The sequence below is a fragment of the Paenibacillus glycanilyticus genome, from assembly GCF_051200795.1.
GTDB lineage: Bacteria > Bacillota > Bacilli > Paenibacillales > Paenibacillaceae > Pristimantibacillus > Pristimantibacillus glycanilyticus.
In genome coordinates this window covers 2,529,223-2,548,171 of sequence record NZ_CP195155.1, presented here as the reverse complement: position 1 = coordinate 2,548,171, position 18,949 = coordinate 2,529,223, and the positions used below count along the sequence as shown (strand labels likewise).

General features: G+C 50.2%; 18 protein-coding genes. 1 reads left to right on the top strand and 17 read right to left on the bottom strand.

The window, feature by feature from the left end; all coding sequences use genetic code 11:
* The first annotated feature begins 338 nt into the window (after positions 1-338).
* Positions 339-1,931, top strand: coding sequence for a phosphoglycerate dehydrogenase (serA, locus tag ACR9FF_RS11645; RefSeq protein ID WP_317980643.1), 1,593 nt, complete (start codon positions 339-341; stop codon positions 1,929-1,931).
* Between the two features lie 199 nt (positions 1,932-2,130).
* Here serA and ACR9FF_RS11640 read toward each other — a convergent pair whose 3' ends face one another.
* From ACR9FF_RS11640 to ACR9FF_RS11560, 17 genes are all read right to left on the bottom strand, one after another.
* Positions 2,131-3,468 carry an arsenic transporter gene (locus tag ACR9FF_RS11640; protein ID WP_435171177.1) on the bottom strand — a complete coding sequence of 446 codons (1,338 nt, stop codon included), beginning with the start codon at positions 3,466-3,468 and terminating at the stop codon, positions 2,131-2,133.
* Between the two features lie 600 nt (positions 3,469-4,068).
* Complete coding sequence (locus ACR9FF_RS11635) at positions 4,069-5,532, bottom strand: ATP-binding protein (RefSeq protein ID WP_435171175.1); 1,464 nt, start codon at positions 5,530-5,532, stop codon at positions 4,069-4,071.
* On the bottom strand, positions 5,532-6,248 hold the full coding sequence (locus ACR9FF_RS11630; RefSeq protein WP_015843966.1) for a response regulator transcription factor: 717 nt from the start codon (positions 6,246-6,248) through the stop codon (positions 5,532-5,534). The genes ACR9FF_RS11635 and ACR9FF_RS11630 overlap by 1 nt, the downstream gene beginning before the upstream one ends.
* 37 nt (positions 6,249-6,285) lie before the next feature.
* Entirely contained in the window at positions 6,286-7,545 is a 1,260-nt protein-coding gene (ccsA, locus tag ACR9FF_RS11625; RefSeq protein WP_127494247.1) for a cytochrome c biogenesis protein CcsA, read from the bottom strand.
* Positions 7,542-9,209, bottom strand: a complete 1,668-nt coding sequence (gene resB / locus ACR9FF_RS11620; RefSeq protein ID WP_435171172.1) for a cytochrome c biogenesis protein ResB — start codon at positions 9,207-9,209, stop codon at positions 7,542-7,544. The genes ccsA and resB overlap by 4 nt, the downstream gene beginning before the upstream one ends.
* A gap of 21 nt (positions 9,210-9,230) precedes the next feature.
* The gene (locus ACR9FF_RS11615; RefSeq protein ID WP_127494251.1) at positions 9,231-9,758 is read right to left on the bottom strand and encodes a redoxin domain-containing protein; all 528 of its coding nucleotides are present in this window, start codon (positions 9,756-9,758) and stop codon (positions 9,231-9,233) included.
* A gap of 91 nt (positions 9,759-9,849) precedes the next feature.
* Positions 9,850-10,593 carry a pseudouridine synthase gene (locus tag ACR9FF_RS11610; protein WP_127494253.1) on the bottom strand — a complete coding sequence of 248 codons (744 nt, stop codon included), beginning with the start codon at positions 10,591-10,593 and terminating at the stop codon, positions 9,850-9,852.
* 55 nt (positions 10,594-10,648) lie between these two features.
* On the bottom strand, positions 10,649-11,182 hold the full coding sequence (locus ACR9FF_RS11605) for a spore maturation protein (protein ID WP_435171169.1): 534 nt from the start codon (positions 11,180-11,182) through the stop codon (positions 10,649-10,651).
* Positions 11,175-11,876, bottom strand: coding sequence for a nucleoside recognition domain-containing protein (locus ACR9FF_RS11600; protein WP_435171167.1), 702 nt, complete (start codon positions 11,874-11,876; stop codon positions 11,175-11,177). The genes ACR9FF_RS11605 and ACR9FF_RS11600 overlap by 8 nt, the downstream gene beginning before the upstream one ends.
* 97 nt (positions 11,877-11,973) lie before the next feature.
* Positions 11,974-13,155 (bottom strand): D-alanyl-D-alanine carboxypeptidase family protein, encoded by a 1,182-nt coding sequence (locus ACR9FF_RS11595; protein ID WP_435171165.1) that lies wholly within the window; start codon positions 13,153-13,155, stop codon positions 11,974-11,976.
* A 112-nt stretch (positions 13,156-13,267) separates the two neighbouring features.
* Positions 13,268-13,744 (bottom strand): GerW family sporulation protein, encoded by a 477-nt coding sequence (gene ytfJ / locus ACR9FF_RS11590; protein WP_435171162.1) that lies wholly within the window; start codon positions 13,742-13,744, stop codon positions 13,268-13,270.
* A 134-nt stretch (positions 13,745-13,878) separates the two neighbouring features.
* The gene (locus tag ACR9FF_RS11585) at positions 13,879-14,568 is read right to left on the bottom strand and encodes a DUF2953 domain-containing protein (RefSeq protein ID WP_435171159.1); all 690 of its coding nucleotides are present in this window, start codon (positions 14,566-14,568) and stop codon (positions 13,879-13,881) included.
* A gap of 176 nt (positions 14,569-14,744) precedes the next feature.
* The gene (locus ACR9FF_RS11580) at positions 14,745-15,593 is read right to left on the bottom strand and encodes a MetQ/NlpA family ABC transporter substrate-binding protein (protein ID WP_435171157.1); all 849 of its coding nucleotides are present in this window, start codon (positions 15,591-15,593) and stop codon (positions 14,745-14,747) included.
* Positions 15,594-15,638: 45 nt separating this feature from the next.
* Positions 15,639-16,316 carry a methionine ABC transporter permease gene (locus ACR9FF_RS11575; RefSeq protein WP_435171154.1) on the bottom strand — a complete coding sequence of 226 codons (678 nt, stop codon included), beginning with the start codon at positions 16,314-16,316 and terminating at the stop codon, positions 15,639-15,641.
* A complete protein-coding gene (locus ACR9FF_RS11570) occupies positions 16,313-17,308 on the bottom strand; it encodes a methionine ABC transporter ATP-binding protein (protein WP_435172084.1) in 996 nt (331 codons plus the stop codon). Before ACR9FF_RS11570 ends, ACR9FF_RS11575 begins: the two co-directional genes overlap by 4 nt.
* 225 nt (positions 17,309-17,533) lie before the next feature.
* Entirely contained in the window at positions 17,534-18,154 is a 621-nt protein-coding gene (gene scpB, locus ACR9FF_RS11565; protein WP_201003605.1) for an SMC-Scp complex subunit ScpB, read from the bottom strand.
* A complete protein-coding gene (locus tag ACR9FF_RS11560) occupies positions 18,123-18,902 on the bottom strand; it encodes a segregation and condensation protein A (protein ID WP_127494272.1) in 780 nt (259 codons plus the stop codon). The genes scpB and ACR9FF_RS11560 overlap by 32 nt, the downstream gene beginning before the upstream one ends.
* Positions 18,903-18,949 lie beyond the last annotated feature (47 nt).

Sequence of the window (18,949 nt, the reverse complement as noted above, 5' to 3'; positions counted from 1 at the left end):
TAACGAAAATTTCACATTTGATCAAGTTTATACATTGCATTTGTCCACCACCTTGCTATAAAATAATAACGGTTGTCCATATCGGTTTAATCACGTTTCGTATTGATATAAATCGTGCTTTTTTTCACACATCGGAGACAACAACTGCCATTTACGATTGCCCGCAATTTAGACGAACCTCTCGTCCGGCTCGCTCTCGTTACTGTGCCGGGACGGGGTTTTTTGTTTTAGCAACAACGATCAGAATACAAATGGACGTGAAGTGCCGACATAAGAAGCAAACCCCTGTTTGCTCCTTATGTCGGCACTTCACAAAAATTTTAGGAGGCAATCTACATATGTTTAAAGTGTTAGTATCGGATCCCATCAGTGATCTGGGCATTCAACAGCTTGTAGACGCGCAAGATGTAGCAGTCGACAAAAAGCCCGGACTAAGCGAAGACGAATTGGTGAGCATTATCGGCGAATACGACGCCCTGCTCGTGCGCAGCCAGACACGCGTAACACCGCGTATTATGGAAGCAGGCAAACAGCTCAAGGTTGTAGGCCGCGCAGGCGTAGGCGTAGACAATATCGATTTGGAAGCAGCAACTCAACGCGGTATTATCGTTATCAATGCACCAGACGGCAATACGATTACAACCTGTGAGCATACTTTTGCTATGATGATGGCGGTTGCCCGTCACATCCCGCAAGCCTACCTGAAAACCGTTGGCGGCGTTTGGGACCGTAAATCGTTCCTGGGCGTTGAGCTTCGCAACAAAACCCTTGGTGTTCTTGGCATGGGCCGTATCGGCAGCGAAGTTGCAAAACGCGCTAAAGCATTTGGCATGGAAATCATGGGTTATGACCCGTTCATGACGGAAGAGCGTGCAGAGAAGCTTGGCATTAAGCTGGCTACCGTTGACGAAATCGTTCGCAATGCGGACTTCATGACGGTTCATACTCCGCTTACTCCGGAAACCCGTCACATGATCGGCAAGAAACAATTCGAAGTTATGAAGCCTGGCATGCGCATTATCAACTGTGCGCGCGGCGGTATCATCGACGAGCTTGCCCTTGTCGAAGCAATCGATGCCGGCATCGTAGCCGGCGCGGCATTCGACGTATTTGAAGTGGAGCCTCCAACAGAGGACCATCCATTCCTGAAGCATCCTAAAATCATCGTAACTCCGCATCTTGGCGCTTCCACGGTTGAAGCTCAAGAGAACGTGGCAATCGACGTATCGGAGCAAGTCTTGCACATCCTGCGCAATGAGCCGTTCAGCAATGCGGTTAACATGCCTCCTATCCCGGCTAACCTGCAAAGCAAGCTGCAGCCATACTACTCGCTGGGCGAGAAGCTTGGCAGCCTGGTTGCGCAAATCACGGAAGGTGCCGTACAGGAAATTACCGTGCGTTACTCCGGCGAGCTTGCAGAGGTAGATACACAGCCGCTGACTCGTTACATTGTAAAAGGCGTGCTCTCGCATCACCTTGGCTCCGACCAAGTAAACGTCGTTAACTCGATGCACCTTGCTAAAGTTCGCGACTTGAACATCGTTCAGCAAAAATCCCAGGCTTCCAAAGACTTCACGAACCTGGTAACGGTATCGCTCCGCACGAAACAAGAAGAGCGTATCGTAGCTGGCACACTGCTTACCGGTTACGGCGAGCGCGTTGTTCAAATCGACAAGTTCCCGGTTGACGTTACGCCGGAAGGCAACCTGATCCTGATCTCCCACAACGACAAACCGGGCATCATCGGCCGCGTTGGTACGCTTCTTGGCAACAACGACGTGAACATCGCTACGATGCAGGTAGGTCGTCAGCTCGCTGGCGGTTCCGCGATCATGGTTCTTACTGTTGATAAAAACGCAGGTAAAGACATCCTTGAGCAATTGACTAGCCTGCCTGAACTGAATACAGCAAAAGAAATTACGTTGTTCTAGTAAATAAACGCCGGGCATAAAGCTGCGATCAGCTTATGCCCGGCGTTTTTACATGCTTTTTTTGTTAAATGAGAAGCATGCGCCGGTAAAACCCAAGCTTATGGCTAACCGCTCTCATAAACTGATGATGTGTATCCCGAGACCTTCCTTCCCGAAGGTCATTTTTTATTTTCCGCCGGGTTCTTGAGCCATTCAGCCATCAGAACAACCACGATACCCAGAAGCTTAACAAGATTAACGTGACGATAACGGTAATCGGTATGACGACTATCGTAACTTTCAAGTACTGGCCCCAGCTTATTTTAACGCCGCCTTTTCTAAGGATGTGCATCCACATAATCGTTGCAAGCGTGCCTATCGGAAGGATAAGCGATCCCATATCGCTGCCGATGACACTTGCGAGATAAGAGATCTTAAGCGTAATCGGATCAAGTCCCATGTTGGTTAACGTCAATGTTCCTACCATTAATGCCGGGTGATTGTTGAACAGGTTGGACAGAATCGTCAGCAGCAGCCCCATGAGGACGCTGGCGTGCACCAGACTGCCGGCGACAAGCGGCTGCAACAATTGGATAAGCCACTCCGTAAGGCCAAGATTTCGCAGGCCATAGATGATGACATACATCCCGAATGCAAAAACGAGTATATACCAAGGCGTTTTCTTTATCATATCCACAGGCGGAATCTTCAAATAAATCCATCGCCAAGCGAGCAGTATAGCAGATCCGATAACCGCCATCAAAGATACCGGGAAATGAATATATGATGCAACAAACAGGCTTGCACGCACGCAGAAAACGAATATCAGCACATTGCGCATGAATTTCGTGCTTCTAACTTTGACTTCATTGGATTCTCCCTTAAGTGGATGACCGCCTGGTTTTAAGCTCCACGGTGCTACTGGAGACAGTTTTTTCGGAAGGGTACGGTAAAAAAGGATAAAGAGGAGAACTGTCATAAATGCGAGGCCAAGGGAAGCAGGAACGAACATCATCGCCGTATGCATATAGAGATCCATATGAACGATCTTGAGAGCAATGAGATTGACAATATTGCTGACTCCGATCGGTGCGCTGGATGCTGTCGCGACAAGTGCGCCGGAAATCAAATAGGGGATTTTTTGATGATTTTTAAGTCCCATGCTATTAAGCAGCATTAATAAAATTGGGGTCGTAATGAGAATACTGCCATCATTGTTTACGAATAACGTCATTAGAAAACAAAATAGGTTCGTCAGCCAAAATAACCGAATGCCCGATCCCCTTGCTTTCCGAACCAAAATCTCGGCAGCCCATTGAAAAAAACCGAAGCTTTCTAATACGATAGCCATTACGATCGTAGCTATAATCGTAATCGCTGCTCCGCTTATCGTTTCCGTGATCTCTCCGAGGTTGGCCAAAGATACGGTTCCGGTTAAAAGTATGATTACGGCTCCCACGGATGCCGGAATCGCTTCATTAATATTGGGTTTCCAGAATATAAAGCCAATCGTAAGGAAGAAGGTACAAATGGTAATGATCGTCATTAAATCATTCATGCTCTAACCTCTCTTCATGCTCAACTCACTCATTTCATTATTAATCTAGAAATCTAGCTTTTCATGCTTTCATAGATGCACTCCCTTCACTCGAACTGGTTATAAGTAACGATATACTGTATTTATATGTACATGATAAATAGCTCGTACTGGTCTATCACCCGAGCTCTATGAAAACCATCTTCTATCTGTAATTGATAGATATCCCCTAATGATATTTACCGGGTATCCCCGCTTTCGCTTTTCCCCCGCCACACCACTTCATGGTGTGGCATTTGTCTTTTCGCGGCCAGCGCGAAGCGTGCACGGCCGAGGGGCTCGCGAGGGGTTAGGGGGAACGCTTCTCTCGGAGCGCAGCGTCCGCCTTTGTCGTGTCCATTGCCTACCCCGGCCCAATTCCAATCAAAGGCAATGGACCGACAACAGCGGCCGAAGGAGCGTTCCCCCGGTGCCCGAGCTATCCAGCCCCTCCTTAAATGCCATATTTGGCGACAAGCACTCCGCCGCGAAACAACAAAAACCACATCATGTTCCACGAACAACAAGATTAATCCCCCTCATTCAACAAAAAAACGCCCCCCGAAGGGAGCGTATTGACATCTATTGATTGGATTCGACAGGCAGCAGCAAGGTGAATGTCGTGCCTTTTCCAAGGACGCTGTCGACTTCAATGCGGCCGTGATGCTGCGTAATTATGTTTTTAACGATGGCAAGTCCAAGTCCTGTACCGCCCGATGCACCGCGTTTGCGGGCCTTGTCGGCTTTGTAGAACCGTTCGAAGATATAAGGCACATCCTCGCTTGGGATCCCTTGCCCTTCATCCGCTACAATCAGCTTTACAAACTTAAGGTTGTTGATAGCAGCCATTTGACCTGCAATCTTAATGGATTTGCCGGCTGGCGTATGACGAAGCGCATTATCCATCAGATTCGTCAATACCTGCTCAATCCGGTCTTCGTCCGCTTCGCGTACGGCAAGCGGCGTATCCGGAAGATCGGCAATCAAGCTGACGTCGCGTTCCTTCGCATACACTTGGAACTTCCGGTGAACCCGGCGGATGACATTGCGCAGATCGAATTCCTGCAAGCTAAGCTCCACGTGACCGGCTTCCATCCGGGCCATGTCAAGGAAGTCGTTAACGAGTCTGCCCATCCGAAGCGATTCATCGTAGATAACCTGGACGAGCTCTTTCCTTTCTTCGGGCGAAGCAACGATATCGTCGAGCAGCGCTTCGCTGTATCCCTGCAGCATGGAGAGCGGCGTTCGGATCTCGTGCGAAACGTTCGCGACAAAATCCCGGCGCAGCTTCTCAAGCTTATGCTCCTCCGTTACATTCCGGATCACGGCAACCGCACCGCGGACAACCCCGTCATTTTGCAGAGGGGCCATCACAACGGACCATACGTTGTTGATAACCTGTACTTTATTGGTACAGTCGCGTCCGGATTGCATCACGCGCTCAAACGTGTCGCGCAGAGGTCCGGGCACGCTGTGGAATGGAGGTGCTTCTTCCTCTTCCCAATCGATGTCCATCTCCAGATCAGACCACCGGCTTACCAGCATATGACCAGGCGGGTTCGTCAGAATGACTTCCCCATCGGCATCAAACGTAATCACCGCATCACCCATACTCCGCAATATGCTGGACAGATGCTCTTTCTCATGATTCAAGTCATCAATCAGCGTACCTAACTGCTCGGTCATATGGTTAAAGGTTTTGGCCAGATCGCCGATTTCATCCGAAGACCGGATTTGCACCCGCGTCTTATAATTGCCGCCTGCGATGGAATCCGCTGCCTTCTTCAACTGCAGCAATGGCTGCTGAATCCGTGAGGAGAGGAAAAACGCAAAGAAGGTGGAGAGCAGGAAACCGATTATGGCCACAACGATAAACAACACTTTGATCTGATGTTGAGAATCTGTATTAAAGGCAATATCGATATACTGGAGCAGGAACGTCCCGAGAATAACAAGGACAAGGGCGACGAGAAACATAATCGTCCACCACAGCTTCCCGACCACCGTATGCAGGGCGAAATGCCCCCAGCGCTTCAGCAGCCTCATTACTTCGGCACCTCAAGCTTGTATCCGACGCCCCATACCGTTGTAATCATGGAAGCCGCATCGGGCGATACTTTGTTCAATTTCTCGCGAAGACGTTTCACATGAGTGTCAACCGTCCGAAGATCGCCAAAGAACTCATAGTTCCATACATCCTTCAGCAGCTCTTCGCGCGAGAAAACTTTGTCAGGCGATACGGCCAGGTAATGAAGCAGCTCGTATTCCTTTGGCGTTAAGCTGACCTCTTGTCCGCCGGCCGATACGCGGTGCGCATCATGCTCGATAACAAGATGAGGGAATACGATGTTGTTGCTCGAGTTCACTTCTTTTGTCAAAAAGGCCGTAGCCGACGAGCGGCGCAAAATCGCCTTCACCCGATAGATGACCTCCCGGGGACTAAACGGCTTGACGACATAGTCGTCTGCGCCAACCTCGAATCCTTGCACCCGGTTCATTTCTTCCCCTTTGGCCGTGAGCATAATTACAGGCGTTGCTTTTACTTGCCGCAAACGGGAGCACACCTCCACGCCGTCAATGCCCGGAAGCATGACATCGAGCAGAATAAGCGCATAATCGGTTACGGTAGCGAGCCGAAGCGCCGTCTCACCGTCTTCCGCTTCATCGATTAAATAGCCTTCCTTCTCCAGATACATTTTCAGCAAACGACGAATCCGTTCCTCGTCATCTACCACAAGAATACGGCTTGCATAGTCGGACATGCGGTGTTGCTCCTTTCAAAACAATTTCTATAAGATATTATACGCCTGCGTAGGAGTGTAAACCAGCGATGACAAGGTTAACCCCAACCAAGGTGAATAGAATGACGACAAAGCCGATAACCGCGAGCCAAGAAGAACGTTTGCCCTGCCAGCCGCGCGATAAACGGAAATGCAGATAAGCGCTATAGTACAGCCAGGAGATAAGCGCCCATACTTCCTTCGGATCCCATCCCCAGAAGCGGCCCCAGGCGATATTCGCCCAGATCATCGCAAAGATAAGAGCGCCTAACGTAAAGACCGGGAAGCCGATGGCGATTGCCCGGTAGCTGATCTCGTCGAGATCATCCGGATCAATGTCTCCCATAAGCGGATGAATGACGGCGCCGATCCGTTTGCGGAACAAGAGACGAATAAGGCCGTAAAGAATCGAGCCCGCAATAACCGACCAGATAACCGTATTAAGCTTGCGTCCGGCGTTAACGCCTTTCATCCAGCTAGGCGCTTCAAACAGCGGCTTATCCATGCCAAGGAAAGAATCCATATGGTCTGCTGTGCTGTTATAAGGCTTTACGATTGGCGGCAGCGTATATTCCGCCGTATCCGTCGAGGAGTGATCCACGCCTTTGCTGTCGATCGTGACATTCTCTTGCGTAAAGGTAGCCTGATACCCTGCCCCTCTGAAAATAAATACAATCGCGATGAATCCAATGACAAGAACAATCGTATATAAAGAGAATTCTACCCAAAACTGATCCCGTTTAGCTTCCTTCGAGGTTTGCTTGAAATCGACCACGCGAAGCAAGTACATCAGACCGGCCGCAAAGCCTACGGCGAAGAAGGCTTCGCCAAGCGCGGCGGTCGTTACGTGCACTTTCAGCCAGATGGAGCTTAGCGCCGGAATAAGCGGCTGCACTTCCTGCGGGAATACCGAGGCATAAGCAACAACCAGGACGACCAGCGGCAAAGCGAACATCCCGAGCAAGGGCTTGCGGTAGATCGCGTATACGATTGTAAACGCGATCATAATAGCCATGCCAAGGAAGGTAATAAATTCGTACATGTTGCTTGTCGGAATTTGGCCGCTTCCGATCCACCGTGTGAAGAAGAAGGTCAGATGAGCGATAAGGCCAAGCGTCGAGGTGACGAACGAAATTCGCGACCAGCGTTGTTCATGCTTAATCGGATCGCGATTGCTCCATTTTTTCCCTGCAATCGTTACCACATAGAACAGGAATGCAAAGCAATACAGGAAGAAGGCGGCGATAAAGGCATCGCTGCTGAAATCGACATAACTCACGCGTTATTCCCTCCGTTATCGAGCGACTTCGGATCTACGTCAATTCCGGATTTCCGGAGCGCGTAAGCCACGTCTGCTCTCATGCCGTACCAGTTTTTGTTTGTATGCGCGCCAAGCGACAGCTTGCCGTCATCTATGCGCAGCCAAATCCGGCGGTGCTGCCAATAAGAGCCTAGCAGCAGGCCAAGCATCGAAATGGCGGCGCCGTACCAGACATAAGTCAAGGCTTTGTCTTTGCGGACATTCAGATAGGTGGAGGCTTCGGCAAAATGAACGTTTTCCATGCCGTTTACCTTGATCTCCAGTTTGTCCGCGATGGAAGCATTAAGCTTGTCCTGATCAAACTTTTCTTTATCCTTTTGCATCGGGAAATAAATATAAGGCTGGCCTTTCTCCGGCAAGCCAGGACCCGTAATCAAGAAAATAAAAGCAGGCGCATTCGGATCCCGGCTGAGCGTAACGGGTTCCCCGTCTTCCCCGATGCCGAATTCCATGTAATTGGCGGCAAGCTTCATTTTGTAAGGCCCAAGCGTATAATCCAGCGGCGCATCCTTCATCGGAAGCTCAAACGGTCCGTAAGATTCACCCGTTTCCTTGTTCAAAAGAACTGGGCTTACGCTCTTCAACTTAGGCGTTACGTCGTAATCGAATTGATACAGCTTGATTCCGTCGTATTTAAGAGGATGGTTGACCAGGATTTCCTGTTTCTTTATTTCCTTCAGAACCGGTTCGCCTGCGGCATTGTCACCGCAATTCTCCGTACATTTATAGAGGATCGCGGCCGTCTCGTAACGCTTTGCGCGGATCGTTCCTTTGAGCTCGGGCGGCAGTTCTTCATCCTTGTAATATTCGACGGAGAACTTCTCGTTCTTCACAAAGTAATTCGTACCTTCGATTTGCACCGTGTCGCCATCGGGAATACTGACGTAACTGTCCATTTGCCATCCCGGAAGACTCCGGGCAAGGATAGCCAGCAGGAACAAGATAAGACCGATGTGATTAATATAAGGACCCCAGCGGCTGAAACGGTTCTTCTCGGCAAGCATAGCCGTACCGTCTGTATGGATCTTGTAATGCTTTTTCTTCAGATGCGTGGAGAACTGCTTGACCCATTCTTCCGCGTCACCTTCCAACTGACCGTTGTAAACCGCCTTTTGTCTGTTAATAAAACGCAGATGCTTGCGGATTTGCTGCTTGCTGAGTGCTCTATACAGCGGCAGCACGCGGTCGAGGCTGCAGATGACGAGCGATGTGCCAATCATGACCAGCAGCGTGATAAACCACCATGAATCGTATGTATGAGACAAGCCTAGCTTATAATAAATCTTGCCGGGCAGCCCGTAGGTTTCCTCGTAATACACGGAAGGCTTGAAATTGTTCAGGAAGGACCCTTCCTGTGGGTAGATCGTACCCAGCATAGCCGTTACCAGCGTAATTACGATTAAGTAAACGGCGATTTTGACGGACGAGAAGAAATTCCAAATTTTATCGATCGGGTTCGGATTGCTCTTCTGCGACCGGCGAGCAACACCGTCGTAACGCATTTCAAGAGGGGCATCATTCTCTGCGTCTTCCATGAGCGGCTTGCCGCAGCTCTCGCACAAGACCGTTCCGACCGCATTCTGATGCCCGCATTCGCATTTCGTGTTATGTAGCGATAACACCGTGAAACCTCCTAGTCAGCTTTACTGCAGCAGTTTGTCTACACGGGAATCGATGTCCTGCTCGCTCATCCCGCCTACAAATACATCCAGAATGGTCCCGTCCGGCTTGACAAAAAAGGTTGTCGGGTAAGATTCCAGCCCGTATTTCCGCTCCGTCTTTCGGTTCACGTCGCGCAATATCGGATAACTCAGGTCAAATCTGCGCACGAAGTTGTTAACCGTAAGCGTATCTTCGCTTAGGTTGATCGCAAGCACCTCAAGGCCCGAGTCCTTCCATTTCTCGAACTGGCGCTCGAATTCCGGCATTTCCTTCACGCAAGGCGGACAGAAGCTCCCCCAGAAGTTAATGACAACGGCCTTGCCTTTATAATCGGAAAGATTGTGCGTATTGCCCTGCAAATCGGCCAGCGTAAACTCGGGCGGCTGTTCCCCGATCTTCGGGATCCCTTCGTCCCTAGCGGCGAATAGGGTATTGCCAATGGCATATCCGCCTACAACTAGCACGGCAAGCAGAATGACAATTTGCACCGTTTTTCGATACTTGCCCATTCCCGTCCCATCACCTACATTTCACCATTGATGTCAGCTAATAATACACTCATTATAACGAAAAATGGGCGGCAATAACCGCTGCCGCCGTTTACTTTTTATGAACTTTATGTGTCTTGCGAGCCTGGTCCCGAAGCTCCTTAACCTCAACCGGAGTAAGGTGTCTGAACTGTCCTCTGGCTAGCGTGCGAAGACCAAGTTCGCCGAATTTCACGCGTCTCAGCTTCAGAACCGGATGCTTGATCGCATCAAACATGCGGCGCACCTGACGGTTGCGTCCCTCGTAGATCGTAATGCGGATGGTCGACATATTTTTCTCTTCGTCGATATCCTGATATTCGACCTCCGCTGGCGCCGTCATGCCATCCTCCAGCATAACGCCCTTCTTCAGCTGATCCAAAAGCGATCCGTGCGGTACGCCTTTTACGGTTGCGTAATAGGTCTTAGGCACGTGATGACTCGGATGCGTAAGGAGGTTAGCGAACTCCCCGTCATTCGTAAGAAGCAGCAGTCCTTCCGTATCGTAATCCAAACGTCCGACCGGATACACGCGCTCTCTGATGCCGGGCAAAAAATCAGCCACCACTTTGCGCCCTTGCGGATCCTTGGCGCTTGTGATGACACCTCTTGGTTTGTTCAGCATCAAATAGATTTTTTTCTCGCTGCGGATCGGCTTGCCATTCACCGTAATTTCATCCGTTGCCGGATCCGCTTTTACTCCGAGCGTCGTCACTTTCTCGCCATTGACCTCAACGGCACCGGCAAGAATAAGCTCTTCGCATTTTCGACGGGATGCGACGCCCGCTTGCGCTAATATTTTCTGTAAACGTTCCAATGCTTTCACCTCAACCTCCATCATAACGATATGGAAGGGAAAGCACAAGCGCGAGCTACTTGAATATGTACATGCAGATCATAATTGCGGCCAAAAATCCGACTAAATCCGAGAATAAGCCCACTTTTAACGCGTATTTGGTCTTGCGGATGCCAATGGCGCCAAAATAAACCGTCAGCACGTAAAGGGTTGTATCCGTGCTGCCTTGAATCGTGGACGCAATGCGCCCAATCATGGAATCGGGTCCATGCGTGGCGATAAGATCGGCCGTAAATGCAAGCGAGCCCGCTCCCGTAAGCGGCCGCAAAATGCCTAGAGGCAAAACTTCCGTCGGAATGCTGAGCCAATCAAACAACGGACGCACGGCGCCAAGCATCAAATCCATGGCGCCAGACGCACGGAACATACTGATGGCTACCATCATGCCAACCAAGGAGGGAATTATGTTAATGGCCGTGCCAAAGCCGTCTTTTGCGCCTTCTACAAAGGTTTCGTATACAGGGACTTTCCGGAATGCCGCATATAAAGGAATAAATACGATAATGGCAGGAATAAGCCAAGCCGAAATGCGGGTAAACCACTCAAACACGATCGCCACCTCCCTTAACCGTCGAGACGGCCGATATCGGAGGATCCATGGCGGTATGTGCCGGCAATGCCTTGCCGGATGTTTTACCCGAGGTGTATGGTTTATTTGCCGGAGGCATCCCCGACCTCCTGCGGTACCATCGGTCCGCAAGAATAGCGGCGCCAGTCGCAACAAAGGTTGCCGCAAGCGTCGTACCAACGATCTCCGCAGGATTAGCCGAACCGTAATTCATCCGGATTGCAATTAAAGTAGTAGGAACAAGCGTAATGCTGGATGTATTTAAGGCAAGAAGCGTGCACATAGCGGGCGTTGCCGTCTCTTGATCCGGATTAAGCTTTTGCAGCTCCTGCATGGCTTTAATCCCCATTGGCGTGGCGGCATTGCCTAATCCGAACAGATTAGCGCTTAGGTTGCTCATTATATAGCCCATTGCCGGATGATTGGCCGGAACGTCCGGGAATAACCAGCGTACAACCGGACTCAACAGCTTGGCCATTTTTTTCAGCACCCCTGCATCCTCCGCAATCCGCATCATCCCCAGCCAGAATACCATAATGCTGATTAACCCGAAGCTGATGGTCACCCCGGATTTGGCGCCATCGAATGCCGCCTGCGTCACCGCATCAATCCGTCCGTTAACAGCCGCCACAACCACGCTTACAACAATAAAAAACAACCATATCCAGTTCACCATAATTGGCTTACCTCCCCCGATTAGCCAAGCGTAAACGGCTGCAATAAGCAGCATTCGTTTCGCGTGCGAAATACAAGCCGTGTAAATGGCCTATATTTCAAAATAGTGCACCGATAACAGCAGTTATCGAATGTATGAAGCTTTCATGCCCTCTGGAAGCTTTTTTGTAATCGAGAAGCAATGCGGCATCCGACATCGGCTTACGTTCGGGCAGGCTCATTCTCGTGCTTCCGATATCGTAAACGGGAATGGATCCGATTTTCTTATCGTTTAAATACCATTCAAGCGCACCGCGTTCCCCAAGCTTATAGTTCATCGTTGCCATATCAAGAACGACCAGCCGGGATTGCAGACTGCCCCGCTCCTCTTCGGCTAACGGATAATAAAAGGAATTACCTACGGCTAACGGATAACCGGCAATCGATTGACCTTTTCTTGCCACTTCCATCAGCGGATAATGTTTAAAGCCCCAGTCCAGCATTTGACTGTGATCTACCCAGTCGTCGCGGTCATTCAGGGTAACGGCAGCCAGCTGCTGTCCGTTACGTGTCGCCGAGCTGACCAGACAGCGCAGCGCTTTTTTGGTATAACCGGTTTTAACGCCATCCGCACCCTCATACATCGCCAGCATTTTGTTTTTGTTCGTCCAGCTGTATTGCCACTTCTCATGAGGATTCGGAACGCTTTTGACCTTGGTGCTCACGATTTCGGCAAATACGGGATTGCGGAGCGCGTATGCCGTCAGCTTGGCAAGGTCATTGGCGGATGAGTAATGTCCTTCTGCATCCAGACCATGCGGGTTTTTGAATTGGGTATTCGTCAAACCAAGCATTTCGGCTTTCTCGTTCATGAGATGGACAAAACCTTCCTCCGAGCCTCCTACATGCTCGGCGATTGCCGTCGCCGCATCATTGCCTGAACGCAGCATAAGACCGTATAGCATATTGAGAAGGGTCATTTCCTCGCCCAGCTGCAGATAAATGGAAGAGCCTTCTTTGCCAACCGCTCTGTTGCTTGTCTTCACTTGATCGGACAGCTTGCCATGCTCGATCGCAACAATCGCCGTCATGATTTTGGTCAGACTGGCAATTCGCATCGATTGGTCTCCATTCTCGCTGTAAAGAATTCTACCCGATTTCACATCAACCAGCGCCGAGGCTTTTGCGCTTGTGTGATACGGATTCGGCGCCGCATGCACGGATGCCGTAAAGCTTGTCCCCCAAATCAAACTTGCCGCCCATAAGGCGATTCCTATTCGGCGAAGCTGTCTTCCTATCACGTCTTTCGCTGCTCCTTTCCTATCGTCAGCCCTCACCTTGTACAGTATATGCTTAGAAGGGGCAAATTAAGACATGCCCTAAAACGAAAAACTGCCCTTGCGGGCAGTTTCCCTAGATGAGGGTGTCGTTACCATCTGTGATATAGTCATGATCATGTTTGTTGGCTGATGTCCTGAACATATGCTGCACTTTATCGAATACGACAGGAGCCGAATCGATAATGCGCTCCATCAGATGCGTTTGGTTATCAAGCGGTACAATCTTCACGCCATGCGTGCCAACCACAAGAAAGGCAATTGGGGTAATCGAGACGCCTCCGCCGCTGCCGCCGCCAAACGGACCCGCAACCCCGGCATTATGATGGTTGTGGCCATCGGATGACGACGAAGAGTGATCATGCGTAGCAGAACCGTCGAAGCGGATATCGCTGCCGCCAGCCACGAAGCCGAAGCCAACCTTGGAGATCGGCATAATAATGCTGCCGTCCGGCGTTTGAACAGGATCGCCGACGATCGTGTTAACGTCGACCATCTCTTTGATATTTTCCATTGCGGTCTGCATGAGGCCTTGAATCGGATGTTCTGGCATTGTGACTCCTCCTGAAGTGAATTTGTGTTTGTGCGTAAAGGATGAGGACTCGCCTACACTTTTGGTATTCTGCTCATTCCGGTAACGGACTATGTATGAAACCAACCGTCAGTCATGAATTAGCCCTAAGCGTTTTATGCTTTAAACAGCAAGCTTCGCCAAGCCTGAACGCCTTCTTTTGCATTCCTGAGGCGAACAAGGAGGTGCAAGCCTGCCATGATGGCATTGCCCAATCCAATTTTGGCGATACAATTCCATTCCGTTCGGAAGCAAGCCTGCGCATACACGGGCTGCACCTCCACTCTCGGCTCGGCCCTCAGCTTCACGAATTGGGATAACACGCCCAAGGTCGTTGTTTTGACCGACCACAGCGCACCCGTCGCCATTGCTGTCCACATCGCATCTCCCGTGCCTACGGCAGTCGACCACTTCCACTCTTCCAGCCTGATCTTCGCTAACGTTTGTTTGGCCCAATGGGAGAGATTGTACGTCAATGCAGCGGCTCGTTTATATTTCTCGATTCCAGCCATTACGCGGTGAGTGTCAATTTCATCGTGCTTCTCGTCCTTGCTGCTCATACCGATGCTTGTACCCATTAAATGCTCATGCAGACGGATCGCCTTGCCGCTGAAATCAATCGAGCGAATCTTCAGCTTATAGCGCAATAATCCGAAGAGCGCCTTGAAATTGATCTCGATGTCGTCATTTTCCCCATCGCGTCTCATCTCTCCCTGGATCGTAACCGGCGATACCAAGGCAATGAGAAGGAAAAGCACAATAATGAGACCGGCCGCGAGTACCCAAATATACGGATAACCGATCATTCCATGCTTCCTCCAGCTTTATGAAAAATAGGTTACTTGTAGTATGGCTTGGCTATCGGATTTCATGCACCCCCTCAGAATACAAGGCTGTTAACAGTAAATCTGGTAATGTTCTAGATTGATAGACAAAAAAATAAACCGTACAGATTAATCTGTACGGTTTATTTAACGAACGATTATTTAAACGCCGGAACGATTGCGCCCGCATATTTGTCTTCGATAAATTTCTTCACATCAGGGGATTGCAGAGCCGCAGCCAGCTTCTTCATGGCATCGGAATCTTTGTTGTCCGGACGGGCAACCAGAATATTTACGTATGGCGAATCGCTGCCTTCGATGAAGATTGCATCCTTCGTAGGAACAAGATCCGCTTCAAGCGCAAAGTTGGAGTTGATCAGAGCAAGATCGACTTCACCCAGAACGCGCGGAAGAGTAGCGGCTTCTACCTCGGTAATTTTCAGGTTTTTCGGATTTTCGGTAATGTCGTGCACGGTTGCTGATACGCCTACGCCGTCTTTCAGCTTGATCACATTATTAGCGGCAAGCAGCTGAAGCGCGCGGCCGCCGTTGGTCGGGTCATTCGGAATAACCACTTTAGCGCCGTCTTTCAGTTCATCCGCGCTTTTGATTTTTTTGGAATAAGCGCCCATTGGCTCAATGTGAACGCCCGCAACGCTTACAAGGTCGTAACCTTTGTCTTTGTTGAATTGGTCAAGGTACGGGGTATGCTGGAAGAAGTTTGCGTCCAGTTCTTTCTCGTACAATTGCGTATTCGGCTGAATATAGTCGTTGAATTCCACGACTTCAAGATTAATGCCTTGTTCCTTCAAGGCAGGCTTGATGAAATTAAGAATTTCAGCATGCGGTACCGGCGTTGCGCCAACCTTCAGGGTTACTTCTTTTACTTCATTGCCGCCATTGCCGGCAGAAGTGTTGTTCGTGCCGTTCTCTTCCTTCTTAGCGCCGCATGCGGATAACGCGATGACCAGCGTAAGGGCAAGCAGGATAAAACCAAATTTCTTCATTTCCCTTTCCTCCATCTTCTGTATGTTGCTTCTATGATGTCCACCTTACTTCCGGCTGAACCGGCGAACCAAATGGTCGCCTGCCATCTGCAGGAGTTGAACCAAAATAATAAGCATTAGAACCGTAACAATCATAACGCTCAGCTGGAATCTTTGATAACCGTAACGCAAGGCAAGGTCACCTAGCCCGCCGCCGCCAATAACGCCGGCCATCGCCGTATAAGATACAAGCGTCACGGCTGTAATCGTAATTCCGGCCAGCAAGCCCGGTCTTGCTTCAAGCAGCAGGACGCGTCTGACGATATCCCATCTGGAAGCGCCCATTGCCTGCGCTGCCTCGATAACGCCCTTGTCCACCTCGCGGAGAGACGTTTCCACCAATCTGGCGAAAAACGGCGCTGCCGCAACGACAAGCGGCGGAATCGTGCCCTGTACGCCTAACGTCGTACCGGTCAGCAGCTTTGTAAACGGCATGATCAGAATCATTAGAATGACAAACGGTACCGACCGCAGGATATTAACAACAAGCGATAATAATCCATACACGACAGGCTGTTCCAGAAGCTGTTTTCTGGAGGTCAGGAAAAGGATGATCCCGATTAACAAACCGAGAATGACGGTAAATAGCAGCGAAGCGCCAATCATCGTCAAGGTGTCTTTGGTTGCCGGCCAAATATCTTCCCAGCGCACCTGGCTCCAGTCAATGTTCTGCTTCAGCATCATTTCAAATCACCTACTTCCAGCCCTTTCGCCCGAAGCTCGTCGAGCACCCTGTCAATTTCACCGTCATCGCCGATAAACTCGATGACCAGCTGTCCGTAAGGCGTATTTTTCATGCGGGAGACGGTTCCCTGCAGAATCGTAAATTGAACCGAGGTCGATTTGACTGCGTTAAACAGCAGCGGCTCGTACGTAATCTCGCCAACGTAGTTGATTTTGATAAGGCGGCCGCTCCTCGTGTTAATAAGCTCGCGCGGATCGAAGGAATCCGCAATCTGGCTGACGAAATCCTTCGTAATCGAATGCTGCGGCTTCAGGAAGACATCGAGGACATCCCCCATCTCGACGATCTCGCCGCCGTCAATAACGGCAACGCGGTCGCAGATTGCGCGGATCACATGCATCTCGTGGGTAATAAGCAGAATCGTGATGCCCAGCTTTTGATTAATGTCCATCAGAAGTGACAGAATCGCGTTTGTCGTCTGCGGATCAAGCGCCGAGGTAGCCTCGTCGCACAGCAGCACATCCGGGTTGTTCGCAAGCGCTCTGGCGATTCCCACGCGCTGCTTCTGACCGCCCGAGAGCTGCGCCGGATATTTATCCGCATGCTGCTCCAGCCCTACAAGCTTAAGCAGCTCGTCGACCCGTTGTTTAACGGCTGTTCTTGGCAGCTTCGCTAGCTCAAGCGGAAACGCGATGTTATCGCGCACAGTCGCCATCGACAAGAGATTAAAGTGCTGAAATATCATTCCGATTCGGCGGCGTTCCTTCTGCAGCTGCGTGGACGACAGCCGGGTCAGTTCCACTTCGCCTACCTTCACCGTCCCCGACGTCGGGCGCTCCAGCAAATTCACGCAGCGGAGCAAAGTGCTCTTGCCTGCCCCGGAATGTCCGATAATGCCGAATATTTCACCTTTATTAATGGTCAGGCTTATATTTTTAACAGCTTCCACGCTATTTACGTAAGTTTTTCTTATGTCCAGAAGCTCAATCAGTGGTATTACCTCCTGCTATCCATCGTATGCCATTACAGCTAGAATCCCCTGTTCAAACAGGTTCATCCTTTCCTTTAAAAAAAGGACAACCGCCATTATAACCAACTTTCAACGCAATTGTCACTAGATAAAAAAGTAAAAAGGTCCGTTATCCCGCTTCAGCGGGAAATAACGGACCAATTGTTCAACATTTCGACCATTCTTTAGAAAAACCTGACAATCCGGTTATTCCTTGTCGTCATGAACCGGAATAAACTCGTCAATCGTTGTTTGGCGTTCGCCCAGACGTTCGAACAGCATTTGCGTCTGTTCCTCGAGCGCCTCTTCGATATCGACTTGTTTAGGCTCCGGCAAGGCTTTAATATTCGGCAATCCAAAATAATCCAGGAATGATTTCGTGGTTCCGTATAAAATCGGCCTGCCGATTGCCTCGGCCCGTCCGACCTCCTCAATTAAATCCTTGGACACAAGCGATTGAATCGCCCGGTCGCTCTTGACGCCCCGGATCTCCTCAATATCAATACGGGTTATCGGCTGGCGGTAGGCCACAATGGATAAGGTCTCAAGCGCAGCCTGCGACAGCTGGGAACGTGTAGGCGTATACGCCATGCGTTCGAAGTAGGCGGCATGGTCCGGATTCGTGGTCATCCGGTACGCCCCGGCTACCTCCGTTACCTGCACCCCGCGCTGCTCGCGAGCCAGATCCCTGTGAAGGTCGTACACAAGATCCGCTGCCAGATCAGCCTCAAGCTGCAAAATATCGGCTAACTGCCGTTTGTTTAGTCCTTCGTCGCCCGCCATGAATAACAGGCCTTCAATAATCGATTTCAACTTCGGATAATCCATTGTCCGCCGCTTCTCCTCTCCAATGAATGACGATGTCATCAAACAGCTGATGCTGGAAGCAGCGAATATGTTTCATCTTCATCAGCTCCAGAATAGCAAGGAACGTCACAACAACCTCATGCTTGTTCATATTCTCGCGGATCAGACGGGAGAACCGTACGGTCTCGAACTGCTTCAGAACCTCAACAATGTCCCGAATCCGGTCCTTAACCGAGATTTCATCCCTCTGCACGGTTGCCACGATATTGCGTCGCGCCGCTCTGCGCAGCGCCCGCTGGAATGCGGCAATCAGATCGGATATATGCAAGCCCTCGAGCGGATTGACGATCTCTTCTTTCATATACGGCGTCATATCATCCGGCTCTCGGGAATAAATAAGGCTGCGCTCCAGTTCCTTCTCCCGAAGCTGCTCTGCAATTTGCTTGAATTTACGATATTCGACCAGCTTCTGAATAAGCTCGTCCCTCGGATCAAGGCCGTCATCCGGCCACTCTTCATAGAAATCCTCGAACACGGGAGGTTTGGGCAGCAGCTGATTGCTCTTGATGGCCAGCAGCGTAGCGGCCATAACAAGGAACTCGCTTGTCAGCTCCAGCTCCAATTCCTTCATCGCATTTAAATAATCCATGTATTGATCCGTTATTTCACTAATCGAAATCTCGTGGATGTCGATTTCTGACTTATCGATAAGATGAAGCAGCAAATCGAGCGGTCCTTCAAAGGATTCCAACTTGTAGTGCATCGTCACTTCTTACGATCCCCCTGCCATGCGCAAATGGCTGACGTCCTATAACA